Origin of the sequence: Promicromonospora panici (genome assembly GCF_900608595.1) — a bacterium.
In the GTDB taxonomy this organism is placed as follows: Bacteria; Actinomycetota; Actinomycetes; order Actinomycetales; family Cellulomonadaceae; genus Promicromonospora; species Promicromonospora panici.
This window is the reverse complement of record NZ_UWYY01000003.1, coordinates 139,069-162,842: the sequence shown is the minus strand read 5'-3', so window position 1 is coordinate 162,842 and position 23,774 is coordinate 139,069. Positions and strand designations below refer to the sequence as shown.

The following is a 23,774-nucleotide window of genomic DNA, read 5'->3' as shown; positions in this document are numbered from 1 at the left end:
ACGTGCAACGCTTCGCATTCGCGGTGAACATGGTGCCCGAGCGGCGAGAGGAGTACCTGCGGCTGCATGCGGCGGTCTGGCCGCAGGTCGAAGCGGCGCTGTCCGCCCACCACGTCACCAACTACTCGATCTTCCAAATCGAGGACACCCTGTTCGGCTACTACGAGTACACGGGCGACGACCACGAGGCCGACATCGCACAGGTGGACGCCGACCCGGTGATGAAGGAGTGGCTTGCCCACACGGACCCGTGCCAGGTGCCCTTCGGGCGCGAGGCACGGCCCGGCGACAGGTGGCGGCGGCTCGAGGAGGTCTGGCACCTCGCATGAGGCAGACCCTGGACGCCCACCTGCACGTGTGGGAGCGCGCGAAGCACCCGCAGCCCTGGATCGACCCCGAGACGATGGCGGGCATCGACAAGGACTTCCCCCCGGCGTCGGCGGTGGACGAGCTGGGCCGCAACGGTGTCGGTGGCTGCATCGTGGTCCAAGCCGTCAACGACATCGAGGAGACGGCCGACCTCCTGGACGACACCCGTGAGCTGGACGCCGTGGCCGGCGTGGTCGGCTGGGTCGACCTCACCGGTGACGTGCCCGCGCAGGTCGCCACGCTGAGGGCGGGGCCCGGGGGCGACAAGCTCGTCGGGATCCGGCACGTCACGTTCGAAGAGGACGACGAGCGTTGGCTCTCACGCGACGACGTCGGGCGCGGGCTCGAGGCGCTCGCTCCGCTCGGGCTCACGTTCGACATCCTCGTGGGCCACCGTCAGCTGGCGCAGGCCGCCGACGTCGTGCGCGACCATCCGCGGACGACGTTCGTCCTGGACCACCTGGGGAAGGTGCCGCTGCGGAGTACGGAGCTCGTCGACTGGGCCCGGGACCTCGCCCTGGTCGCGGAGCGGCCGAACATCGTCGCCAAGGTGTCGGGACTGGTGACGGAGGACGAGCCGGGCCGATGGACCACCGCACGACTGCGCCCGGTCATCGACCACGCGCTGCGCAAGTTCGGTCCCAGCCGCCTGCTGTTCGGCTCGGACTGGCCGCTCGCGGAGCTCGAAGGGGGCTACGGGGCGTGGCTGCAGGCCTACCTGGACCTCACCGACCACCTTCCGGCGACCGACAAGGCGGCCATCGACGGGCAGAACACCGCCCGAATCTACGGGCTCGCGCGATGACCCCCTGCCATCGCGCCCGATCGGGGCCACGGGACTGCGGCTGACCGAGCTCGGGTTCGGGGCCGCGACACTCGGCAACCTCGGCCGCGCCACAACGGACGAGGACGCGACAGCGACGGTCGACCGCGCGTGGGAGCGCGGCATCCGGTACTTCGACACGGCGCCGCACTACGGTCTCGGGCTGTCGGAACGCCGGCTGGGAGCCGCGCTGAAGGGCCGTCCCCGTGCGGAGTACGTCGTCTCGACGAAGGTGGGGCGGCGACTCGAGCCAACGGCACGGGACGACGCTGCCCGCCGCCGTCGAGCTGCCGCTGCTGCACCCCGCCGTCGCGGCGGTGGCGCTCGGTGCGCGCGACGCCGCACAGCTCGACGCGAACCTCGACAGGCACGACAAGGGTGTGCCGGCCGAGCTCTGGTCGGAGCTGGTGGAGTCGGGCCTGCTGGACCCCGCAGTACTTCGCTGATGAGGCGCTAAGGAGGGCACCTGGCGGGGATGACGAAGGCCCCCGGATGCCGGATGGTGCGAGGCGCACCACCCGGCATCCGGGGGCCTTGTCGGGCTCAGCGGCCTTCGGACGACAGGCGGCCCGAGGCTTCCTCCGCGACGAGCCGCAGGCCGGCGCGTGCCGGGCGGACGTGCGGCCCGGACGCCCGGGACCATCCCGCACGGCCGTGAACCTCGGTGATGGCATGCTCGTCGACCGAGAGGCCATTGCCTGGCTCGTCGCCGAGGACGACGCCGCCGTCGGCCACCTCGTGGTCGGTGTGCAGGCCCACGGGGTCGGTCAGGCTCTGCACCTCGAGCGTTAGATGGTTGGGGACGGCAGCGGCCGCGTGCCACACCGGGCTGGCGAGCGAGCCGACCGGGCTGACGGGCAGGTCGTGCGCGTGGGCCACGAACGCGACGCGGAGAAAGTGCGTCACGCCCCACATGCTGCCCACCTGCACGATGTCGACCGCGCCCGCGTCCAGCAGGGGACGCAGCTGCTCGAGGCCCGTCAGGTTCTCACCAGTCGCGACGGCCGCGCGGACCGAGCGCGTCAGCATCGCCATCCCTTCGGCGTCCCAGCGGCGCAGCGGCTCCTCGACCCACGTCAGGTCGAACTCGCGCTCCAGCTCGCTGATGTGACGGACGGCCTGCTTGCGGCTCCACGACTCGTTCGCGTCGAGCATGAGCGCCGGTCGCGGCGTGTTCTGCCGGAAGAGGTCCCGGACCAGGCGGAGCCGCGCGGCGTCCCGGTCGAGGTCGAGGCCGCCCTTGATCTTGACGCTGGTGAAGCCCCGGTCGACCCAGCCCTGGAGCAGCGCCCCGAGGTCCTCGTCCGGCACGGCGACCTCGAGGGCTGAGGCGTAGGCGGGGACGAAGCGGTCGGCGGCACCGAGCGTGCGCCAGAGCGGCTCTTCGGCCATCTTGGCCTTCAGGTCCCACAGCGCCATGTCGAACGCCCCGACGCCGCCGAAGGTGGCGCCCGCGTGCCCGCTCTTGAAGACGTGCGCCAGCATGCGGTCGTGGAGGGTGGAGGTCGCCCGCGGGTCCTGGCCCTCGAGTGCGGGGAAGAGGCGGTCCAGGTCCGCGTGCGATCCCACGCCGACACCCTCCAGCCCGCCATCGGTCTCGATCACGACCAGGGGGACCTCGGTGATCCCGTCGTCGATGAAACCGTTGACGTCCCCCACCGGGCGCCCCCAGTCCTGGACAGTCGTGAGCGGGCGGAAGCCAGTGATCTTCATAGTTGCTGTCCTTCGGCGCGGGCCCGACATCGGGTAGCGGCGCCGCCATGACGCCCAAAACAGCATACATCACACGTCTGCTGGCCTGGGTCCCTTCGCTATAGTTCACACATGACGGAACGCGATGGCGCTGACGACCAGATGACCGGAGCGCTTTCGCTGCCCCTGCGGACGCCGGCTAAGCGTCTGGGGGTCGTGGTGGTCGAGGCGCTCGTGGACCTGATCGTGTCCGGCCAACTGGAGCCCGGAGACACCCTCCCGCCCGAGCTGCCGCTCGGCCAGCAGTTCGGCGTCAGCCGGACCGTGCTGCGCGAGTCGATCAAGAAGCTCGAGGAGAAAGGCCTCGTGACCGTTAGCCAGGGCCGCGGCACGGTCGTCCAGCCCACCAGGTCCTGGAACATGCTCGACCGTGTAGTGCTCGAGGCGCTGATCGCCCACGATCGCTCGCTGGGCGTCCTCGACGAGCTCACGGTGGTCAGGGCGCAGCTGGAGTCGGCAATGGCACGGGAGACGGCGGCCACACGCTCGCCCGCCGAGCTCGAGGCACTGCGCGGCATCCTGGAGGAGATGCGGACGTCCCTCGACGACGTCCCGCGCTTCCTGGCGGCCGACGTCGCCTTCCACGAGACCGTGATGGCGCTGTCGCACAACCGCCTGGCGGAGAGCATTGCGCGGTCGCTGTTCGAGCGGGCACGGGAGAGCAGCCGGTACTCCGTCGACGTGCCCGCCACCTTCCACGAGCAGACCCTCCAGGAGCACGAACAGGTCTTTGCCGCCATCGCGGCCGGGTCGGCCGACGAGGCGGCTTCGACCATGCTCGCGCACATCGTGGACGCCTGGACGCGCCGGCGGCCGGCCGACCATCGAGGGACGAAGGCTGCCAAGTAGGCCCGCTGCGCCAGCGCTGACCTCTGCTCCGGCGATCCTTGCGCATACGTCATACGTATGATTCCGTTGACCGGGGGCAAAGCGGCCCTGCTCAACATCACGGAAGCGAACAGCCATGACATTGATGTCACGCACGCGGGGAGTTTCTGTTCGAAGGAAGGGCCGGTGGCGAGCGGCTGCCGGATCTGTCGGTGCGGCAGCCCTTCTCCTGAGCAGTCTGGGCGCATCGCTCGCCCAGGCGGCACCACCGGAGAAGGACGCTGTCTACTACGCGTCACCCGACGGTCGCGACCACGGGCAGTGCCAGGAGCAGAACCCGTGCTCGCTGGAGCACGTGCAGGGCGTCGTGCGACACGCGGCCGCCAAGGGGAAGGGCGATGTCACCGTCGTGCTCGCCGACGGCACCTACCGCATCGACCGCCCGCTCGAGTTCCGTGCGCAGGACGGCGGCCGGAACGGGCACACCGTGCGCTGGACGGCTGCTCCGGGCGCGCACCCCGAGATCTCGGGCTCGACCCAGCTCTCGGGCTGGCAGCAGTACGACGAGGCCGCGAACATCTACGTCGCGGACATACCGGCCGGTCTCGACACCCGGCAGCTCTACGTCGACGGTGTCGCCGCGCCGCGGGCCGCGACCCCCCTGGCGCTGAGCGACCTGACGCTCACCCCAACGGGGATGACGATCAACAACCCTGACCTCGCCTACCTGGCGGACCTGCCAAGGCAGGAGCGGATCGAGTTCGAGTCGCTCGGCGACTTCACCGACCGCTACTCCCCGGTGCAGAGCATCGCGGGCAGCACGATCACGATGGCCCAGCCCGCCTGGGACAACAACACGTGGGGCTGGGACACGGTGCAGTACTCGCTGCTCGCCGAGTCGAAGTGGTTCCTGGCGAACTCGCTCAGCTTCCTGGACCAGGCGGGGGAGTGGTACGTCGACCCCGACGCGGGGAAGCTCTACTACAAGCCCGCGGACGGCGTGAACCCACAGGATCTCGACATCGAGCTCCCACGGGTGGAGACCCTCATCAGCGTCGGCGGCACCTACGACGCCCCCGTCTCCAACCTGGAGTTCAGCGGTATCACCTTCACCGGGACCTCCTGGCTCGGCCCCTCCTCGAATGAGGGCTACGTCAGCCAGCAGAACGGGGGCTACCTCAAGGGCGAGTACGACTACCGCCCCGCCGACGCCTTCACCAGCTGCAGCCGCGGCTGCGAGGCGTACGAGCGGACGCGCAACACCTGGTTCCAGGAACCTTCCGCCGTGCAGGTGTCCGCCGCCGACCACATCACGTTCGAGCGGAACACCTTCCGTAACCTCGGGTCGTCGGGCCTCGGCATCGGCAACGACGACAACGCGACGCTCACCGGGATCGGGCTCGGCGCCAGCAACATCGACGTGACCGGCAACGTGTTCACCGAAGTCGGTGGCCACGCCCTGTTCGTGGGCGGGCTTCGGGCGGACGCGCATCATCCCAGCGACCCCCGGATGACGAACCAGGACATCCTCATCGAGAACAACACCATCAGCCACGTCGCCGTGGAGTACCAGGACAACTCCGGCATCCTCAGCACCTACGTGACCAGGGCGCAGATCGTCCACAACGAGGTCGAGAACCTCGCCTACGCAATCGACACCGGTTACGGCTGGGGGATCAACGACGCCGGCGGCTCCCAGGAGTACGTCCGCCGCGGGTACTACAAGCACAACCCGCTCTACCGGACGCCGACGACGCTCCAGGACAACCTGATCGCGGGCAACCTCGTGCACGACATCAAGGCCGACTTCGCCGACTCCGGCAACATCTACAACCTCTCGGCGAGCCCGGGGACGGTGATCGAGAACAACTACATGTACAACGTCTCCGGCGTCGGCATCTATCTGGACGAGGGCAGCCGCTACATCCTCTCCCGGCACAACGTCCTGAGCGGCTCGAACCCGTGGGTGTTCACCAACGCGTACAGCGCCGGCAACGGCACGAACGACAACACGCTGCAGGAGAACTGGTACAACTCCGGCGGGGCCCAGATGCCGAACGCCGAGGAGCGCAACAACCGGCTGATCGGCAACGTGCGGGTCAGCGGGAACAACTGGCCCAGCGCTGCGTGGGAGGTCATCTGCGCGGCGGGTGTCGCCCCCGAGTACCGCACGGAGCTCAACGTCAACCTCGGCGGTATCGACCCGCGGTGCCAGACAGTCGCCGCGACCGAGACCCCGTAACGGCAGCTACTCGCACTGCCGGCGAGGCCCCCGCGACGTCCTTGGCGCGGGGGCGCCCTGCCGCCGGCGGAGTCTTGACGGCCACCACGATCGGCGCCGTCGCCCGTCTTACCTACCCCTCCAGATGAGGACCTCGTTGCCTTGACAGACATTGACGACCGCGTGCTCTTCGGCGCCGCGTACTACCACGAGTACCAACCCTCCCCTCGGCTTGACCAGGATCTCGACCTCATGCGGGAAGCTGGGTTCACCGTGATCCGGGTGGGCGAGTCCACATGGGCCACCTGGGAGCCAGAGGACGGAGTGTTCGACCTTGACTGGCTGCAGCCAGTCCTGGACGGCGCGCATTCGCGACGGATCGCCGTCGTGCTGGGTACGCCCACCTACGCCGTACCCCCGTGGCTGACGCGCAAGTATCCCGAGATCGCCGGAGAGCGACGCACCGGAGAGCGCATCGGTTGGGGGGCCCGTCAAGAGATGGACCTGACGCACGCCGCCTACCGCTTCCACGCCGAGCGCGTGATCCGCGCAGTCGTAGGGCGCTACCACGACCATCCCGCAGTGGTCGGATTCCAGGTGGACAACGAACCCGGTCTTGAGCTGCTGCACAACGAGGGTGTGTTCCAGGCCTTCGTCGACGACCTGCGCCGCACCTACGGCGACGTCGAGACCCTGAACCGGGAGTGGGGACTCGTCTACTGGTCGCATCGGCTCACCACCTGGGCGGATCTCTGGCGACCGGACAACAACGCCCAGCCACAGTACGACCTCGCCTGGCGGAAGTTCCAGGCCCGGATGGTCACCGAGTTCATCGGCTGGCAGGCCGGGATCGTCCGGGAGATCGCCGGCGCCGAGAAGTTCGTGACCACCTGCATCGCCTACGACAGGCCAGGAGCGCAGGACCCGGAGCTGACGGCAGCGCTGGACGTGACCGCGGGCAATCCCTACTACGCGATGCAGGACGGTCTCGCTCTCCCCGCCACAGAACATCCCCCGCTGGGCTGGACCACGAGCGGGACCTGGGCGATATTCCACAGCGCAGACCGGATGTACTCCTCGAAGCAGGCGCGGTTCCTGGTGACCGAGACGAATGCCGGGGCCATCGGCGGCCCGGCCATGAACGCGCCCGCGTTCGATGGCCAGTGGCGACAGGCCGCCTGGGCGATGATCGTCCGGGGGGCACGAATGATCGAGTACTGGCACTGGCACACACTGCACTTCGGTACCGAGACGTACTGGATCGGAATTCTCCCGCACGATCAGCGGCCCGGGCGGGTCTACGAACAGCTGGCCGCGCTGGGTGCGGAGATCAAGTCTGCCGAGGATCACCTGAGCGGACTCGTCCCGGACGCCACCGTGGGGCTGCTGTGGTCCAACGAGTCGATGTGGGGCCTCGAAGGTCAGCCGGCGCTCGCCCGCGACGACGGCTCCGCGGACGCCGGCAGCTACCAGCGGATAGTGCACGCCTTCTACCGGGGAGCGTTCGAGGCCGGTGCGCCGGTGCGAATCGTCCACGACGTCCAGCTGGTCGAACAGGGCGACGGCACGCGGCTCCGCGAACCGGCCGAGGTCGCCGCCGAGCTGCCCGTCCTGCTGGTGCCGGCGCTCTACGTGGCCAGCGACGCGCTGCTCGACTGGTTGCGCGACTACGCCGAGGCGGGCGGACACCTGGTGCTCGGACCGCGCACTGGATATGCGGACACCGAGGCCCGAGCGCGCACGGAGGTCAAGCCGGCGCGGCTCGCCGCCACCGCCGGCGTCAGCTACCAGGAGTTCGGCAACCTGGTGACACCGGTGCGCGTGATGGGCTCCGACGGCGCACTGGAGCTGCCCGACGCCGCCGCCGGCACAGCATGGGTCGACTACTTGCAGGTCTCGGACGACTCGGTCCAGATCCTCGCCCGATATCAGCACCCCGCGGTCGGCCAGTACCCGGCGATCACCACCGCCGAGGCGGGGCTGGGGCGCGTCACCGTCGTCGGCACCGTGCCCAACGCCGAGCTTTCGGCTGCGTTGGTGTCCTGGGCGGTGCCAGCTGACAGGGACGCCTGGAGCTCTCTGACGACCGGTTCGGTCACGGCGACCTCTGCGACGACGGCCGCAGGTCGTCGTCTGCGAGTCCTGCACAACTGGTCGTGGGAGGCCTGCTCGGTGCGGCTGCCGACCGACGTCACGGACCTCCTCTCCACCGAGACCCTGGAGGCCGACGCGCTGGTCGAGCTGGGGCCGTGGGACGTCCGTGTCCTTCTGGAGTAGGAGCGAGGGTGCGCGTCAAAGGTTGATCGGGGTGAGTCCAGGAGGAGGGGTCGGTCATGGCCGCCGCCGGACGGCGCTGCCTGCGCCGTGCCAGCGGGGCGAGGGTGCGCTGGACGGTGAAGTACTCGGCGACCATCACGTTGACGACGATCGAAGCCCACCCGCTGGCGTCGTAGACAGCCTCGAACTCCAGTTTGGGGAACGACGGCATCAGCGCCGTGCCGGTGAGGAGGGAGACACGCAAGCGCACCGCGGCGAACGTCAGTGCGTAGTTCCGGATCATCCAGATCCGGTGCAAGGCAGCCACCCCGGAGGCGATCCCCACGTACGCCATCGACGTGTACGTCGATACGATCGTCGCTGACCCCGCGGGTTGCGGGCGAGCTTCGCGTACTACCGAGCGCTGGACGAGACGATCACGCAGAACGAGCAGCGCAAGAGGACCCGGCTGACGCTGCCGGTGCTCGCCATCGGCGGTGCGAAGTACACCGGAGCGGCGGTCGCCGAGACGATGCGGCTGGCAGCCGACGATGTCACCGGGGTAGTCCTCGACGGCTGCGACCACTACGTGGCGCAGGAGCAGTCGACGCAGTTCGTCGAGATCCTGGAGGGCTCCTCGCTGACGAACCGGTAGCGGCGCGCCGCACGGCTGACGCGTTCGTGGCCGAGTACCGCGGCGTTGCATACGTCGACCTGACGGGGTAAGTATCTGACTAGAGCCGAGTGCGCAAGATCTACGTTGCAACCGCCCTGGCAGAAATCCGGGATACGATCCACTCGGACTTGGCACGTTGACCGCGGCCGCGGTGGTCAGCGTTGTGCGGATCCCCGACCGGTGTCTGCATCATCGCAACGTCCAAGTCTGGGTGGATCCCGTCGTCACCGACGGCGCTCGTGCCGATGCGATCCTCCAGATGGTTGACTGAAGCACGACGATTGCGTCTACAGAGCTGTTCTCGGCAACATCACTGCAGGCGCGGCCGACGGAGGTGCGTATGGTGAGCGTCGGATCGCACAAGCCCAACATCCGGCAGGTGGCTGTGATCGCCGGGGTGTCGCACATGACGGTGTCTCGCGTGCTGAACGACCACCCGAACATCAAGCCGGACACGCGTCGGCGGGTGCTCGAGGCGATCGAGGAGCTCGACTACCGGCCGAATCTCGCGGCCCGCGCACTGGCGACGCAACGATCCCGCCGTATCGGTGTGATCGTCGAGAGCTCCGGAGCTTTCGGACCCACCAGTATCCTGAGCGCCATCGAGCTGGCAGCGCGCGGTGCGGGCTACTCCGTTGCTCAGATCGCACTGCACGAGGGTGATGGGCTCTCACCGCAGGCGGCGGTCGAGAGTCTGATGATGCAGGGGATCGATGCACTGTGCGTCATCGCGCCGCGATCCTCATCGGTGGCCGCGCTGCGTCGGGTGGTGATCAGCGTGCCGATGCTCGTCGTGAAGGCTGACGCCGACCCCACGTTCCTGACGGTGTCGATCGATCAGCATGCCGGAGCGGTGCTGCTCGTCGACCATCTGGTGGCGCTCGGACACCGGGACATCCTGCACATCTCCGGTCCGCTCGATTGGCTCGACGCGCGTGCCAGGGAGCGCGCGTTTCACTCCAGGACGAAGTCGTTGGGCATCCGCGAACGTCCGATCGTGGTGGGCGACTGGACCGCCGACTTCGCCTACGACTTCGCGATGGGATTGAACCGACTGCCCGACTACACCGCCGTCTTCGCTGCGAACGACGAGATGGCGGTCGGGCTCATCCACGGTTTGCACGACAAGGGATTCGATGTCCCGAACGACTTGAGTGTGGTCGGCTTCGATGATGTCCCGCTCGCCCGTCACGTTCTGCCACCGCTGACCACGATCCGCCAGAATTTCCATGCCCTCGGTGTCGCGGTGGTCGAGATGCTGCGTGCGGCGATCGAAGAACGGGAGATCCCCGCGTTCACACGGATCCCGACCGAGATCGTCACCCGAGCATCCACGGCGCCGCCTCGGGAGGTGCGTTGATGTCCACGGGCGGAGGTGTCATAGGCGCTCGACCGCGTCCGACTCGCGCGCCTGTGCTCGTCCCCGCTCCACGGCGTCTTCGATGAGGGCGTCGATCCGCCGACGCGAACGGACACGGTTCCAGAGCAGCGCGATCAGCAGCAGGGCGACGCCGACGAGCGTCAGCAGCTGGGGCCAAGGCATGGCCCAGACGAAGTGGGCCGTAACCGAGGGTGGGACCGCGGCCGTCTCATCGGCGCTGGAGGACACCACGGGTGCGACCGTGAGGTCGGCGGGGAAGCCGAACAACGGCCAGACGTCATCGACGGCCAAGGCGTACGGCCTCTCCTCCCCCGGCAGGATCTCGCTTCGACGCTCTGCCTCGGCGGGGAATGCGATTCTCCGGCCGGCCACGTCCAGCACGCCCTCGACCATCAGCCGGGTGTTCCCCGTGTTGACCACGGTGAACGTCATCGCGATGTCTCCGGCGCGGAACGGGTTCCAGGAGAGCAGGTAGTCGGTCTGCACCTGCTCGACGGAGAACGCCGGCATCAGCGGGCCGGTGACCTGCGTCATCACCTTGAACCCGACCCTGCTCTCCACGCCCACCCCGGTGCCGTCGCCGTGCGCCCCGGAGATCACGGACGCGGTGATGCCTGCAGCATGATCGCCCGGCTCCGCATCCGCGGGGACCGTCAGCGAGAACGGAACCACCGCTGTCGCACCCGGCGCCACGATGACGCTGTCCGGCAGGCTGATCCAGGTTCCGGCCGCCACCGACTCCTGATCCGATCGGAGCATGTCGAACCGGCCGTTCGCGTTGTAGAAGCCGTCAGCGGCGGAAAGCCGGAAAGTGACCTGCTCGGCGCCGAGGTTGCGCACCGCCAGATAGTCCTCCACGGTCTCACCGGGGTCGACCGCGTGCTCCACGAGCACGCGCCCGTCCGGTCCGGATCCGTCGGCAGGCGCCACCGACCACGAGATCGGCGCGTCGTCTTCGGCGCCAGCCGCCGCTGAGGGTGCGCCAAGCAGGGCAAGCGCGGCCAGCACGCTCACCAGCACAGGGCGCAGTCGCACAGATTTCACGGGAATACCGATCAGGTGGTCGAGGGCTGGGCCGGTCGCCCCGGCCCAGCCCTTCGTTCGGATGGTGCTCAGTACGCGTCTTCGAAAAGTGACAGTGTCAGCAGCGACGTGTAGCTGCCCGGAGCGACGTTCACGTCGGTCTTGAGGACTAGGTCTGCGTTCGCCGTCCACTGCCCGGCCGCGGCCTTCGCCTCGGCCGAGTCGAGCGCGATCTGGAGCATCTCCTGACCGACCAGACCGACGTTGTTCGGCACCGGCGGCGTCGGGTCATCCTTCGACGTGGCGACTGCATCGCCGGCGGTGACCTCGCCGTTGCCGGTCGTCACCAGCGCCGGCGTCCAGCCGAGGTGGTCTGGCGTGATGCTCGGCTGCCCGGCGGCCCCTGTGAAGTCGCCGGCCTGACCAGTGACGTACCAGTACACGCCGGCCGGCACGTCGGTGCGAGTGTCCGTCACCGTCACGTTCGGCAGGGTACCGGTGAACTGACGGTAGGTGGCCGTCGAGCCGGTCTCGGTCAGCACGGATTCGGTGCCGTCGACGGTCAGGCTCAGCGCACCGCCCGCCACGGGGGCGATGTCGACCTTGACGTCGACGCCCGAGCTGTCCTCTTCGTCCGGCCACGCCGCGAAGGCGGCGGTGCTGCCGACGCCTGCCAGCAGCACTCCGCCGAGGATGCCTGCCGTGCAACGGACTGCGGTGCCCTTGGTGATCTTCATGACGACTCCAGTTTCTCGGTCGGCGTCAGCCGTGCCGAATAAGCGATTAGCCCCCAGGCTGTCGATTCGCTTCTCAGGCTTCGCGTGCGACCTCGGTCGGCATCGTTGCCTTCTTCGCGTTCCGTCTGTGGACCACGTTCCGTTGGAATGTTAGCGGGAACAAAGATCAAGTCTGGCAACTTTCATCCATATGGATCGCTCACACAGCACTCGCCGCCGGTCAAGCCACCTGACAGGCGCCTCGATGGGCTACTTCCTGCACGCCAGCACCCTCAGGCGACCCCTGCCGATTCAAACCGACTCGCCGGCACCCTTTCGGAATCATTCTTGTTCCCGGTAACATTCGACAACCGGTCTGTACGAACCCATTTGACAGCTACGTAGCGCTGGGCGCGCGATGAGCCGGGAACAGCAACACTCAGCAAAGGAGCTGGTCATGCATGTGAGACCGATGAGAGTTCGATGGTTTGGCGCGACCGCGATCGCCGCCGCCCTTGTGGTGGCCGGCCTGGCCGTGCCGCCGTCGGGCGCCGAGGCCAGAGTCGTCGGCGCCGATCTGGTGAGCAACGGAGGGTTCGAGAACGGGGTCGCACCCTGGACGAGTCCGGATGGAGGGGTCCTTTCCACCGACACGGAGGTCGCTGCGAGCGGAGCGGCGAGCCTGAAGGTGACCGAGCGGACGCGCACGTCGTCCGGCCCCTGGCAGGACCTTGGCGGAAAGCTCACGCCCGGGTCGTCGTACGACATCTCGGCGAAGGTGAGGTTCACCGCTGGCCCGGACGCCAAAGAGTTCATCCTCACGATGGCCTACGGCGATCGATACAACAACGTCGCTCGTGCGGTCGCGACGAGAGGGCAGTGGACGACCATCAAGGGCTCGTTCACGATTCCCGAGGAGCAGGTCGTCACGGGCGCACGCCTCTTCATCGAGACGCCTTGGGTGCCCGATCCTTCCGCGGACCCGGCGTCGAACCTGATGGACTTCAACGTCGACGACGTCGCGCTGTTCGAGGTGGAGCCGATGTTCGAGTGGTCCTCCAGCGACCCCGTGATCGTTCCGCAGCCCACCGAGGAGCACCCGTCGCTCGGAGTCAAGGACCCCACCGTCGTGTTTGCTGACGGCAAGTACCACGTGTTCATGACGACAGCCAGCCAGAACGGCTGGAGCATGGCCACCACCAGCTTCACAGACTGGTCAGAAGCCGCCGAGGCGCCGATCACCTACCTGGCGGACTCGCCCATCGGCGCGGGTTACACCGCCGCTCCGCAGGTGTTCTTCTTCGAGCCCGACGGGCTGTGGTACCTCATCTACCAAGCCGGCGACCCGTTCTACTCCACGACGGCGAACATCGACGACCCGATGTCGTGGACCACCCCACGGCCTCTGTACCCGAACGGGACCCCGGCGGTCATCCAGGAGACCGGCGGATGGCTCGACTTCTTCAACATCTGCGACGAGGAGCTCTGCCATCTCTTTGCCACCGGGGACAACGGCAGGCTCTGGCGCGCAGAGACGACGATCGAGCAGTTCCCGAGCGGCTTCAGCGCGCCCGAGCTCGAGCTCCAGGACACGACCGAGAACATCTTCGAAGCCAGCATGACCTACAAGCTCGACGGCTCCGACAAGTACATCACCATGATCGAGGCGATCGGCCACCCGGGGCGCTACTTCAGCTCCTGGATCGCCGACGATCTGGCGGGTCCATGGACGCCGCTGGCGGCGACCGAGGCGGACCCCTTCGCCGGCCCGGCGAACCGGACCTTCGAGAACGAGATCTGGTCGAAGGACCAGGTGTCGCACGGTGAGATGATCCGCTCCGGATCCGATCAGGATCTCACCCTCGACCCGTGCGAACCGATGCGCATGCTCTACCAGGGCGTATCCCATACGGCACAAGTGCCCGACTACGTCAGCCTGCCGTACAAGCTCGGCCTGCTCACGGCAGTCGGCGGCAACCCGATCTCCGACATGTGCGTCGATGTCGAGTCGTCCGTGTCGCAGAGGACCGTCGCCGGGAAGGTCAACCTCGTCGTGTCCGTGACGAACAACGACTCGTCCCCGGTGTCGCTGACCGTCACATCCGACTTCGGAACCAAGACGATTCAGAATCTCATGCCGGGGAGGACGACCTCCGTTGCCTTCAATACGCGACTCGCGGAGAAGTCCAGCGGGACGATCACGGTCGACGCCATGAAGGAGGGGTCGACGGGACCGGTGTCGTACGAGCGCACGATCGAGTACACCGCAGGGTAGAGACGGGCGAGCCTACGGGGCGGACTCCACCCCGCGGCTCAGATCCCACAGAAGGGGCATCGAGTCTGCAACGGCTCGATGCCCCTTCGTGATGACGGACCCTGGTCGGCGGGGTCCGTGCCGCTCAGGTCAGCTGCACGTGCGAGCCGAGTACGGCACCTCGCTCGCCGTCGAGACGGATTCGCCGTCGATGGTCGCCGAGAGCTCGGCGGATGCCGCTCCCTCCGGCACGCTCACCAGTCGGGTCGTGAACGCATGCACCGCATGCGCGCCGGGGGCGACCGACGCCCAGGACTTGCTGCCGTACGGCGTCTCGAAGGCGACCGCGATCGGCACCTCCTCCGCGTTGGCCGCGCGCACCGTGACGACCACCTTTCCGGCCACGCAGCGGGTGCCGGCCGTCAGCCCGACATCGAGCGCCGGCGCCGGCGCCTTCAGCGTTCCGAGGCGAGCCAGCTCATAGCTGAGCGCTCGCTCAGGGGCGTCGATCTGGTTCTGCGTGCCGACCACCGCTGCTGCCACCGCTCGCGCTTCGGCGAGCGCGTCGCGCATCGCCGCCCACGCTTCGACGGGATAGTCCCCCGAGTCGAGTGATTCGGCGTAGGAGATCGCAGCATCCAGGTCGCCCTTGTCGAGCGGCTGGTTCTGGGATGTCAGCGTGTCGCTCAGCAGGAAGCGGTCGAAGTCGACGTGGCCGCCGGTCTGCTGGGTCGCGTAGTTGAACAGTGCGGCCCGGTGCCCCATGAAGTGGATCGATCCGCCGAACTCGAGCGGCCCGACGGCGTCACCGAGCGTGGTCCAATCGATCCCGTCCAAGCTGTAGTAGAAGGTCGTGAAGAGCTGTCCCGGACTCCGGGCGAAGTCCAGGTCTGCCTTCAGGTGCACCTCCGTGGCGTCCCCGAGCGCCGTCGCGGTGCCCGGGAGGAAGCTCTCGACCGCCGACTGATCGACCGGTGCGCTGAAGGGACGTCCGCGATGTACGACCCCCACGGTGTTCACCCCGTTCACGCGCTGGACCCCGATGTACGAGAAGTCGTGGCCGAACGCTGCAAGACCGGCGACGTCGCCGTCGCCCATACCCGAGATGTCGAGCTTCGTCTCGGCCGACTGCCGAGGCCCGAAGGAGCGCTGCGAGAGCGTGTTACGAGCTTCTTCGAGCCAGGTGAGCTCGCCACCGGGGGCGCGGTGCGTGTAGGCACCGGTCACGACCTTGCCGGCCGTCAGGCGCAGCCACCCCTCGCGATCGGTGAGCGACCAGTACCGGTTGTCGGGCGTGTGGTTCCATTCCCAGGCCAGGTCGAGGTTCGACCCGTTGGGCGCGATCTCGTCGGGATGCGGCAGCTCCCCGCCGACCGAGGGATGCCCGACGAGCGACACGTCGTCGACCTTGTAGTCCATGAGGTGCGTGTCGGGGTCTGACGACGGATCGCTCACCCAGGGCGTCTCGATAAAGATGCGGACGTCGGACAGGGCCTGCGTCGCGGGAATCGTGAACGATCCCGACACCTTGCCCCAGCTCCCACGGGTCACGGTCGTGGCAGGCGTGAGGTTGGTAAACGTCGTGTTGTTGCCGCCGTACCGAGCAGTGATAAGGAACTGCTTGGTCTCCGGGCTCGCAGGGTTGTCGTACTTGACCCACGCCGAGACGTCGTACGTGACGCCGTGCTGCACCTTGCCGGTGACGTTCTGCGCAGGCCCCGATCCCGTGGCGTTCCTCCCGGTGACGGCGAGGGCCGTCGAACCCGTGTGCGCGTCCGTCGTCGCCGAGAGCGTCGCGCCGTCGTTGGCGATCCAGCCCTCTGTACTTCCGGACTCCACGCCGGGATTGCTGAAGAGCTCGGTGCCGACCAGCGACTCGTCGATGTCGGGTGGTGTCGGCACCGTCCACTGCTCATCCTGGTAGCCACGGTGCGGCGCATCGTTGTCGAAGTCGTCGGACACGACGATGCTCTTGAGCCGCTCGAAGCGCTCCTGCTCAGGGGTGAGCCTGATCGGCTTCGCGAAGACGCCGTCGACCGGCACGTCACCGTTGTTGCCGAAGGTCGGCCACCCGTCGCTCCAGGTCGCCGGGATCAGCGCCGGGATGCGACCGACCGGATACGAGTCGCGGAAGAAGAAGCCGTGCCAGTCGTCGTCGCCCGCGCCATTCGAGATGGGCACGAGGCTGCCCTGGGCGAATCCGTTCGAGTTCAGCGCTGAACGGGACTCGTAGGGCGCCGGGGTATCAGCGAGGCGCCCGAGCAGCTCGGTCGAGCGGAACATGACGACCTGGCGACCGTCACTGCGCCAGGTGATCATCACCACGTAGTAGTACCCGTCGATGAACGCCACCTGCGCGCCCTCGAAGATGCCGTCGCTGCCGACGTACGGCTTATCCGCGTAGTCGCTGCGCCGGATGAAGTCCGGGAAGTCCTCCTCGACCGCCGTCAGCGTCGAGTTCAGCCGGACCGCGCTGACGCCGCCGTAGATGATGTACGGCGTTCCGCCGTTGGCGTCGTCGAAGAAGAGGGAAGGGTCGTGGAAGCCTCGACCGAACGACGTCTTGGTCCACGCTCCGTTCTCGATGTCGTCGGTGCGGTAGAGGAAGGCGCCGCCGAGGTTCAGCGAGTTGATGAGCACGTAGAAAGTGCCGTCGTGGAAGCGGATCGACGACGCCCACTGCCCCTCCCCGTAGGAGTTCTTGCCGTTGCGCAAGGACGCGGCATCACTGATGTCGAGGCGATCGAACGCGTAGCTCACGATCTCCCAGTTGACGAGGTCGTACGACTTCATGATCGGTGCGCCCGGGCTGAGGTGCATCGTCGTGCTGACCATGTAGTAGGTGTCGCGCCCTTCGTCGTTCTGCGACGCGGGGACGCGCTCGACACTGACATCCGGCACGTCGGAATTGAGCATGGGTACCGCGTAGGTGCCCTCGCCGGTATCCGTCGTCGTATACGACGAATCGGGCTTCCACTCCTCGGCGGCCTGGGCGGCGCCCGTCGACGCGAACACGTCGACACTTATCAGCAGAGCCACAAGGGCGACGGAAATCGAGCTGGGTACGAATTTCGTTCGGAACACGCGTTCTCCTTCTGTACCAAGGCCGTTGTTCACGGCCCTACCGGCGCTGATGCGGCAGGCTGATCCGATCTGCGGACGGTTCGCGGCGTTGACTTCGCTCGGGCTGTAGTAGTTACCTTCTGGTCCATTGCTGGTTGGCTTGTCCGCCGCGGTCCCAGATGACCACCCGGGTGCCGTTGCTGGTGCCCTGACCGTAGGCGTCCAGGCACTAGTCGCCGTACACCACGAGCAGGTTGCCGACGGTGTAGGTCCACCGCTGGTTGGAGCCTCCCCAGCAGTCCCACAACTGCACGTCGGTACCATTGGCGGTACTGCCACCGGTGACGTCGAGACAGCGGTCGGACTGTGCCCCCACGACCTGGGTGCTGCTCGCGCTGCCGACGCTGCCGGGTACCGATCGCAGCGCGTCGTACCAGACCGCGGCCACCTTGTCGTAGCCGCCGGGCGTCGGGTGGACCCCGTCGTCCAGGTCGGAGGCGGTCAGGGCACTGTGCATACCGACCAGGTGCACGTTCTTGCCGGCGTTCACCTTGCTCTGCACGATGCCGGGGATCGCCGCGTTGAAGGTGTTCACCGCCGCCTCCCCGGTCGCTCCACCCGCGTGGAGTGATCTGCGCGACGAGCACCTCCGCGTTTGGTGCCGTCGTGGTGATGCGGTCGATCAGTGCGGACAGCCGGTTCGGGGCGGTGGAGAGGTTGTAGTTCTGCAGGATGTCGTTGGTGCCGATCCGTCACCATGGCCACCACCACACCGAGGGCTGCGATCGGTCCGAGCCACCTAGCTCTTCTTCGCATTATTTGCTCCTGGCATTCAGACGACTGTTTTTCGTTCGAGGCAGTGGTAACGGGCGGGGCTCGGCATTGCGCCGAGCCCACCCGCTACCTCAGGAACCCCTGAGCCGGACCTGCGTCACGCCCGCTCAGCGCTGCAGGGTCAGCAGACCCGGCCGGTAGGGCAGCGTGCCGTACTCCCCGCCGTCGGTGGCGGGGTCGCGGCCCTGGTAGAGGAACTGCAGGTTGCATGGATCGATGGTCTTGGTCTGGTCCGGGTTGGTACGCACCAGGTCGCCGTGGCTGATGTCCCTGGTCCAGTCAGCGCCGCTGTTGACGCTCCCGGCGAAGGGGCTGTTCACGGTCTCTGCCCCGGCCTGCGGCGTCCACGTGCCGCCGAGGCCGGAGGCCGTGAACGAGCGGAAGTAGCGACCGAACCCCGTGTAGTTCTGGGCCTCGACGATCATGAGGTACTGGTTCTGACCCTTGACCTTGTAGACCTCGACCGCCTCGAACAGGTTTTGCGGCGTGTCGCTCATGATCTTGGTGAACGAACCGAAGGTGCCCGGGAAGCTGCCGATGGGCATGCTGGCGCGGTAGATGCCGCCTTCGTCGTCGGCGAAGAACATGTACATGTTCGTGTCGTCTCCGATGAGGGTCACGTCGAGGGGGCCTCGGGCTTTTCCTTCGTCCGTGGGGGGAAGGTTCGTGGTGAAGAGCTCTTGCTGCGCGGACCAGCCGTTGGGGTTGGTGGGGTCGCTCGAGGTGCGGTAGGAGAAGCTGTACGGCCAGCCCCCGTTGTAGGCGAGCACCCAGATGTTCTTCGGGGCGAAGTAGAGAAGCGTCGGCGCGATGGCATCGAAGGGCAGCGCGTTCTGGGTGGCGCTGGCCATGTCGGACCAGTTCGTGAAGGGGCTGAAGGTCATCAGTCCCCAGTTGCCGTCGGGATAGGGCAGCGCGCCGTGCGTCGTGGCATAGACGATCTTCTGGCCGTTGTGTTCGACGGCGGTGAAGTCCTTGAGCGCGGCCCACTCCGCCTTCGGTTGTGCCAGGGGGCCGGTCGACGTCCAGCGGTACGTCGACGGAAGCGTGCACTGGCTGCTCGCGCCGTCGACCCGGACGAGCTGCCACTGCTGGTTGCTGCCGCCCCGGTCGCCGTACTGCACGACGCTGGCGCCGTCGTTGGTCGCCGCGTTCTGGACCTCGACCGCCTTGTTGCTGTTGCGGTTGATCAACCGCACGTAGCCGCCGTCGGAGTCGGCCAGCCGGAACTGCTGGTTGACGCCGCCGTGGTCGGCCCACTGATGGATGGCCGCACCATCAGCCGTCGACCAGCTAGACACGTCGAGCACCTTGCCCGAGTGCCGTGCCTTGATCTTGTAGTAGCCGTCGCCGGCGTCCACGAACTGGAACTGCTGGTTGTTGGCGTTGGTGCGGGTCCACTGGTGGAGCGGGGCTCCGTCGGCGGTGGACACACCGCTGACGTCCAGGGCCTTGCCGCTGTTGCGGTTCAGCAGCACGTACCAGGCAGTGGGATCGACCGTAGCGGCAGCGGCCGTCTCGGTGACCGCGAAGATGCCGCCAGCGGCCACCAGGGCCGCCACGGTGGCGGCGACGAACCGCTTCAACCACCGAGGTCGCCGCGACGGCGGCGCGATCGTTTGAGTACTAGAAAGGGCAGGCATGATCCTCCTTGATCAAGAGAGCCGGACGGTTCACCCGGAGAGAGGTGCACCGCGACCCATACCCGTGCGCATGCGGGAGAACTGTTAGCGCTCACATCGGTGCTGCTCATGGCGCGGCCACGCCTGATCCACGCTCCGATGATGCCAGATTCCCGGAAAGCAAGACTTCGTCGGCTTTGACTAGATTGTGAGCGCTAACACGCCAGTTCGTCAAGGCGTTCGCACCTTCCCTCAACCCGGTACGCGGCTGGATTCCGCTACTCGACGACTCGTACGTCGGATAGGGGATAGGAGGCAGGGCTCCGTGTCCTGCAACGTCATGTCTCCGCTAGCGGCGCCTTCCGGTTGGTTCGGATGAACGCCTTCAACGCGGTAGGCGCCAGATTGGCGCCGGCGTCCGTCCTCGATCGAGGCGTCCTCGGGCACGACGCCGCCACCAGGCGTCGCCACTACAGCGCTCGCCCGGAACCGTCCGCTTGATCACCACCAGATGACCCTCGTCGTCCAGCAGAATCGCGCCGCTCGGCCAGCGTGTGGAGGCCATCGCCGACGTGGCAGGAGCCCACATCGACAGCGAAGAGCTACGAGCCTTCGCCGCCGCTCGGCTCGACCCTGCCCGCCGGCCCGTGCGGGTACGGGTGACGCACCAGCCGGTGCGCGACGACGCAGGCAAGGCGCGCCGCGGCGACGCTGATATTCACCCCACTGTTCCTCTCTACGCCGCACGCAGCCGCCCACGGACGGCGATCGTCTACACCCTGGTGCTCGGCCTGGTGCTGCTGTCCCTGCCGTCCCTGCTGCCGGTCGACCTGCCGACCGGCTTGCTGCAGTGAATCGGTCCTCGCTCCGATCCCTACGCATCCCAGACACGCACCCCCACAAAAAGGAACGCCGATGACCATCGTGGTCGCCTATGCCGACACCCCGCCCGGGCATGCCGCCGCGATCTGGCCGATCCCAGCGACGCCGTCGTGCAGGTGGCCCAGCGGCGGGACGCCCGCTTGGTAGTCCTCGGCCTCCGGGCCCGTACCGCGGTCGGGAAGCTGGTCTTCGGCAGCACCGCACAGCGGATCCTGATCGACGCCACGTGTCCGGTCCTTGCGGTCAAGCCGATCTCTACGAGCGGATCGTCGTGACGGTCATCCCAACGCGGTCGTCGGCCTCCTGCGCCGAGACCTCGTGCGACCGCCTGTTCGCGATCGCCGCAGTCTAGCGATGCACCGTCCGGTTGGAGCCTGACGATGATCGGGGCAAGACGACACCGCGTATGGCGCGGTGCCCACCAGAAATCGGTTCCGATGTAGTCCTGGCCCAGCGCGACGGCGTGGGCGACCGTCTCGGGCGCGCCTGAGGTGCGGCTCATGCCCCGCGAGCACGGCTCCATCAGCGCCGCGCGGTGCTCGTGCTGTTGCGGATGGTCAGCGAGGTGGCCAGCTCGACGTGGCGTGACGTCGGCGGCTTGCCGGTCGACATCGCGATGATGGCTTGGACCGCCATCCGTCCCATGCCATCGAGGTCCTGATGGACGGTGGTCAATGGCGGTGTCGTCCAGGACGCTTGGGGCGTGTCGTCGAACCCGGTGACGCTCAGGTCGTCGGGGACTCGGATCCCGAGCTCGTGCGCGGCTGCCAGCACACCGACGGCGAGCTCGTCGTCGGCTGCCATGATCGCGGTCGGCGGGTCCAGCGCCGACAGGAGGTCGCGGGCGTGCCTGGCACCGGTGGCGACGGCGAACTCATCAGCGCGGACCAGCTCGGGGTCGACCTCGATTCCTGCGGCGTCCAGCGCCGCGGTGAAGCCGTAGAAGCGGTCGCGTGCTGCCTCGGAGAGCTCGGGTCCACCGACCCAGCCGATACGTCGGTGGCCGAGCGCGACGAGGTGGGCCGCCGCCGTGCGCGCACCGGTCCAGTTGGACGAACTGACGCTGACCATGTCTCGGTGGTCGGTGTCGACGGGGTCGACGATGACGAACGGGATGCCGGCATCGGCCGCCGCCTCGATCAGCGCCCCCGGTCTGGCCAGTGTGAGCCCGACGATCCCCGTGACACCGGCGGCGTGTTGCTCGGCGACCCACTCGCGGGCCACCGTCCGCTGCGTCCGCACCTCGCGTTCGGGGGCGAGCCGGGTGAGCAGGTCCAGCTGCCCGTCCGACGCCTCCGTCAGTACCCCTTGAAGGACCCCGAGGATGTAGGGCGACGCGGGAATGTCGTACACGACGGCGATGGCGCGTCGGGTCGCTGTCGGAACGTGCGAGGTCGTCGGCCGGTAGCCGAGCGCGGCGACGGCGCCGAGCACGCGCTCCCGGGTTGCACCCCCGACGTCGTCACGCCCGTTGAGCACCTTGGAGACCGTGGCCCGCGACACCCCGGTGGCAGCCGCGACATCCGCCAAGGTTGTCCGTCGGGTAGTTGAACGATCAGCCATGCGTGCCTCTTCCCGTCCGAAATAATTTCGCGACTAGGTTCGCACCATACCTGAATTCTGGTGCCAGGGAACCGACCCTTGCACGGTTATCCGGCCTCCTATAGTCTCAACGCGCAGTGCACAGTTGCGAAACTATTTCGGCAGAGTGGCCGTCTGGTGCAGCCGTAACGTTTCGCCCAACTCAAGGAGGAGTTCGATGCAGTCACGGCTGAAAAACACGAGGAGCCGGGGACGCGTCGGCGTCTCGTTCGTGGTCGTGGGGGTGCTCGCCCTCGGTCTCGCTGCATGTTCCGGAGACGGTGGTGGAACCTCGGGCCTCGAGGGCAACACGCTCAAGATGTACACGTGGATCGGCGGCGAGGCCGACGAGCAGCAATGGAGCGACTACATCGCCGGAGGAAAGCACGCCGACCCGAAGGTGGCGGTGAGCGTCTCGGGCCCGCCGATCGGCGATTACTACACCAAGCTACCCACCGTGATGAGGAGCAGTAGCGCGCCGTGCCTGGTGACCTTCCAGAACGGCCGGGTGAACCCATACGTGGAGGGGCTGGAGCCGCTGGACGACCTGGCGAAGGAGAACAAGCTCGACCTGTCGGCGTACAGCCCGGCGATGCTCGAGCAGCTCAGCGTCGACGGCAAGCTCTACTCCCTCCCGTTCAACGCCGGGCCCACCGTGATCCTCTACAACAAGAAGTTGTTCAAGGACGCCGGTGTGGCCGAACCCACCAACGACTGGACGATCGACGACTTCATCGCGACAGCGAAGGCGACCACGAAGAACGGTGTGTACGGCTTCGCGATCGGCCAGGGGTCGAACCCCATCAGCACCCTCATGGCGGCCGATGGCCACCCCTGGGCGGACGAGAACGGTCCGAAGCTCGACGACCCGAACTTCCACGACGCGCTGCAGCTGCTCGTCGACCTGTCCAACAAGTACAAGGTCGCGAAGCCGCTCGAGGCAGGCGGCAGTTTCCCCGACATCGACGCATTCAACACAGGCCAGGCGGCCATGGAGATGCAGGGGCTGTGGGATCTGCAGCACGCGCAGGAGAGTCTCGGCAAGGACAACGTCGGCATCGCCGTCATTCCGAGCAAGAGCGGCGCATCCAAGGGGTTCATCGGCGGATCGGGCTTCGCCATCACGAAGACCTGCGGCGACAAGCAGAAGGCATTCGAGGCCATCGAGGCGATGACGAGCAAGAGCGGACTCGAGTACGTCACCACATCGCAGGCCTCCGTGCCGGCGCGGCTCGACGCGCTGGACGCCTGGTCCACCAACGTCGGATCGCCGGAGTTCACCGCGGTCATCGAGCAGATGACCGCTAACGCGACGCCCTCGCCCGTACCGTCGAACCAGGCTCAGCTCGACACGCTCCTGACGCAGTACGAGGTGGACGCCTTCTCCGGTGAGAGCACGGTCGCCGAAGTGCTGCAGCAGGTGAAGGCCGGCCTCGCGCAATGACGTTCGTGGATCTGGACCGTGCGGAGGAAGAGGTCCCCGACAGGTCCGT

The 23,774-nt window shown here is 67.5% G+C and carries 19 protein-coding genes and 2 pseudogenes; 13 read left to right on the top strand and 8 right to left on the bottom strand.

Going from position 1 to position 23,774, the window contains the following annotated elements; genetic code table 11:
• Nucleotides 1-2: 2 nt before the first annotated feature.
• From EW117_RS04265 to EW117_RS30025, 4 genes and pseudogenes are all read left to right on the top strand, one after another.
• Nucleotides 3-329, top strand: coding sequence for an L-rhamnose mutarotase (locus tag EW117_RS04265; RefSeq protein WP_129784035.1), 327 nt, complete (start codon nt 3-5; stop codon nt 327-329).
• Nucleotides 326-1,174 (top strand): amidohydrolase family protein, encoded by an 849-nt coding sequence (locus EW117_RS04260; RefSeq protein WP_129784033.1) that lies wholly within the window; start codon nt 326-328, stop codon nt 1,172-1,174. Before EW117_RS04265 ends, EW117_RS04260 begins: the two co-directional genes overlap by 4 nt.
• Before the next feature lie 4 nt (nt 1,175-1,178).
• Nucleotides 1,179-1,448, top strand: a pseudogene (locus EW117_RS30030) (aldo/keto reductase); the annotation flags it as partial.
• Nucleotides 1,399-1,638, top strand: a complete 240-nt coding sequence (locus EW117_RS30025) for a hypothetical protein (protein ID WP_242504076.1) — start codon at nt 1,399-1,401, stop codon at nt 1,636-1,638. The pseudogene EW117_RS30030 and the gene EW117_RS30025, both read left to right, overlap by 50 nt.
• Nucleotides 1,639-1,735: 97 nt before the next feature.
• On the opposite strand, the gene EW117_RS04250 is transcribed toward EW117_RS30025, so the two are convergent.
• A complete protein-coding gene (locus EW117_RS04250) occupies nt 1,736-2,905 on the bottom strand; it encodes a mandelate racemase/muconate lactonizing enzyme family protein (RefSeq protein ID WP_129784031.1) in 1,170 nt (389 codons plus the stop codon).
• Between the two features lie 111 nt (nt 2,906-3,016).
• Between EW117_RS04250 and EW117_RS04245 the strand changes: the two genes are divergently transcribed.
• From EW117_RS04245 to EW117_RS04235, 3 genes are all read left to right on the top strand, one after another.
• Nucleotides 3,017-3,793, top strand: coding sequence for a FadR/GntR family transcriptional regulator (locus tag EW117_RS04245; RefSeq protein WP_242504075.1), 777 nt, complete (start codon nt 3,017-3,019; stop codon nt 3,791-3,793).
• A 346-nt stretch (nt 3,794-4,139) separates the two neighbouring features.
• Nucleotides 4,140-6,014: a right-handed parallel beta-helix repeat-containing protein gene (locus tag EW117_RS04240; protein ID WP_242504074.1), complete on the top strand. Its 1,875-nt coding sequence runs from the start codon at nt 4,140-4,142 to the stop codon at nt 6,012-6,014.
• A gap of 141 nt (nt 6,015-6,155) precedes the next feature.
• Nucleotides 6,156-8,270 carry a beta-galactosidase gene (locus EW117_RS04235; RefSeq protein ID WP_129784029.1) on the top strand — a complete coding sequence of 705 codons (2,115 nt, stop codon included), beginning with the start codon at nt 6,156-6,158 and terminating at the stop codon, nt 8,268-8,270.
• Here EW117_RS04235 and EW117_RS30745 read toward each other — a convergent pair.
• Entirely contained in the window at nt 8,185-8,625 is a 441-nt protein-coding gene (locus EW117_RS30745) for a DUF2306 domain-containing protein (RefSeq protein ID WP_422890252.1), read from the bottom strand. The two genes, EW117_RS04235 and EW117_RS30745, sit on opposite strands and share 86 nt — an antisense overlap.
• A gap of 18 nt (nt 8,626-8,643) precedes the next feature.
• On the opposite strand from EW117_RS30745, the gene EW117_RS29660 reads away from it, so the two are divergent.
• Nucleotides 8,644-8,904, top strand: coding sequence for an alpha/beta fold hydrolase (locus EW117_RS29660; protein ID WP_207211743.1), 261 nt, complete (start codon nt 8,644-8,646; stop codon nt 8,902-8,904).
• Nucleotides 8,905-9,265: 361 nt separating this feature from the next.
• Nucleotides 9,266-10,285 (top strand): LacI family DNA-binding transcriptional regulator, encoded by a 1,020-nt coding sequence (locus EW117_RS04225; RefSeq protein ID WP_129784025.1) that lies wholly within the window; start codon nt 9,266-9,268, stop codon nt 10,283-10,285.
• Between the two features lie 18 nt (nt 10,286-10,303).
• Here EW117_RS04225 and EW117_RS04220 read toward each other — a convergent pair whose 3' ends face one another.
• Together EW117_RS04220 and EW117_RS04215 are read right to left on the bottom strand one after the other, a co-directional pair.
• Nucleotides 10,304-11,521, bottom strand: coding sequence for a WxL protein peptidoglycan domain-containing protein (locus EW117_RS04220; RefSeq protein ID WP_129784023.1), 1,218 nt, complete (start codon nt 11,519-11,521; stop codon nt 10,304-10,306).
• Nucleotides 11,419-12,066 carry a hypothetical protein gene (locus tag EW117_RS04215; RefSeq protein WP_129784021.1) on the bottom strand — a complete coding sequence of 216 codons (648 nt, stop codon included), beginning with the start codon at nt 12,064-12,066 and terminating at the stop codon, nt 11,419-11,421. Before EW117_RS04215 ends, EW117_RS04220 begins: the two co-directional genes overlap by 103 nt.
• A 436-nt stretch (nt 12,067-12,502) precedes the next feature.
• Between EW117_RS04215 and EW117_RS04210 the strand changes: the two genes are divergently transcribed.
• A complete protein-coding gene (locus EW117_RS04210) occupies nt 12,503-14,320 on the top strand; it encodes a non-reducing end alpha-L-arabinofuranosidase family hydrolase (RefSeq protein ID WP_165362456.1) in 1,818 nt (605 codons plus the stop codon).
• A 129-nt stretch (nt 14,321-14,449) separates the two neighbouring features.
• On the opposite strand, the gene EW117_RS04205 is transcribed toward EW117_RS04210, so the two are convergent.
• From EW117_RS04205 to EW117_RS04195, 3 genes and pseudogenes are all read right to left on the bottom strand, one after another.
• The gene (locus EW117_RS04205) at nt 14,450-17,338 is read right to left on the bottom strand and encodes a beta-xylosidase family glycoside hydrolase (RefSeq protein ID WP_207211742.1); all 2,889 of its coding nucleotides are present in this window, start codon (nt 17,336-17,338) and stop codon (nt 14,450-14,452) included.
• 157 nt (nt 17,339-17,495) lie between these two features.
• A pseudogene (locus tag EW117_RS29655) lies at nt 17,496-17,879 on the bottom strand (RICIN domain-containing protein).
• A 424-nt stretch (nt 17,880-18,303) separates the two neighbouring features.
• A complete protein-coding gene (locus EW117_RS04195) occupies nt 18,304-19,782 on the bottom strand; it encodes a non-reducing end alpha-L-arabinofuranosidase family hydrolase (protein ID WP_277986443.1) in 1,479 nt (492 codons plus the stop codon).
• 608 nt (nt 19,783-20,390) lie between these two features.
• Between EW117_RS04195 and EW117_RS29295 the strand changes: the two genes are divergently transcribed.
• Together EW117_RS29295 and EW117_RS30455 are read left to right on the top strand one after the other, a co-directional pair.
• Nucleotides 20,391-20,672: a hypothetical protein gene (locus EW117_RS29295; RefSeq protein ID WP_165362442.1), complete on the top strand. Its 282-nt coding sequence runs from the start codon at nt 20,391-20,393 to the stop codon at nt 20,670-20,672.
• On the top strand, nt 20,673-20,975 hold the full coding sequence (locus EW117_RS30455) for a universal stress protein (protein WP_129784367.1): 303 nt from the start codon (nt 20,673-20,675) through the stop codon (nt 20,973-20,975). It begins immediately after the preceding gene.
• Nucleotides 20,976-21,222: 247 nt separating this feature from the next.
• On the opposite strand, the gene EW117_RS04185 is transcribed toward EW117_RS30455, so the two are convergent.
• Complete coding sequence (locus tag EW117_RS04185; protein ID WP_129784015.1) at nt 21,223-22,263, bottom strand: LacI family DNA-binding transcriptional regulator; 1,041 nt, start codon at nt 22,261-22,263, stop codon at nt 21,223-21,225.
• 196 nt (nt 22,264-22,459) lie between these two features.
• Between EW117_RS04185 and EW117_RS04180 the strand changes: the two genes are divergently transcribed.
• Entirely contained in the window at nt 22,460-23,725 is a 1,266-nt protein-coding gene (locus EW117_RS04180; RefSeq protein ID WP_129784013.1) for an ABC transporter substrate-binding protein, read from the top strand.
• Nucleotides 23,726-23,774 lie beyond the last annotated feature (49 nt).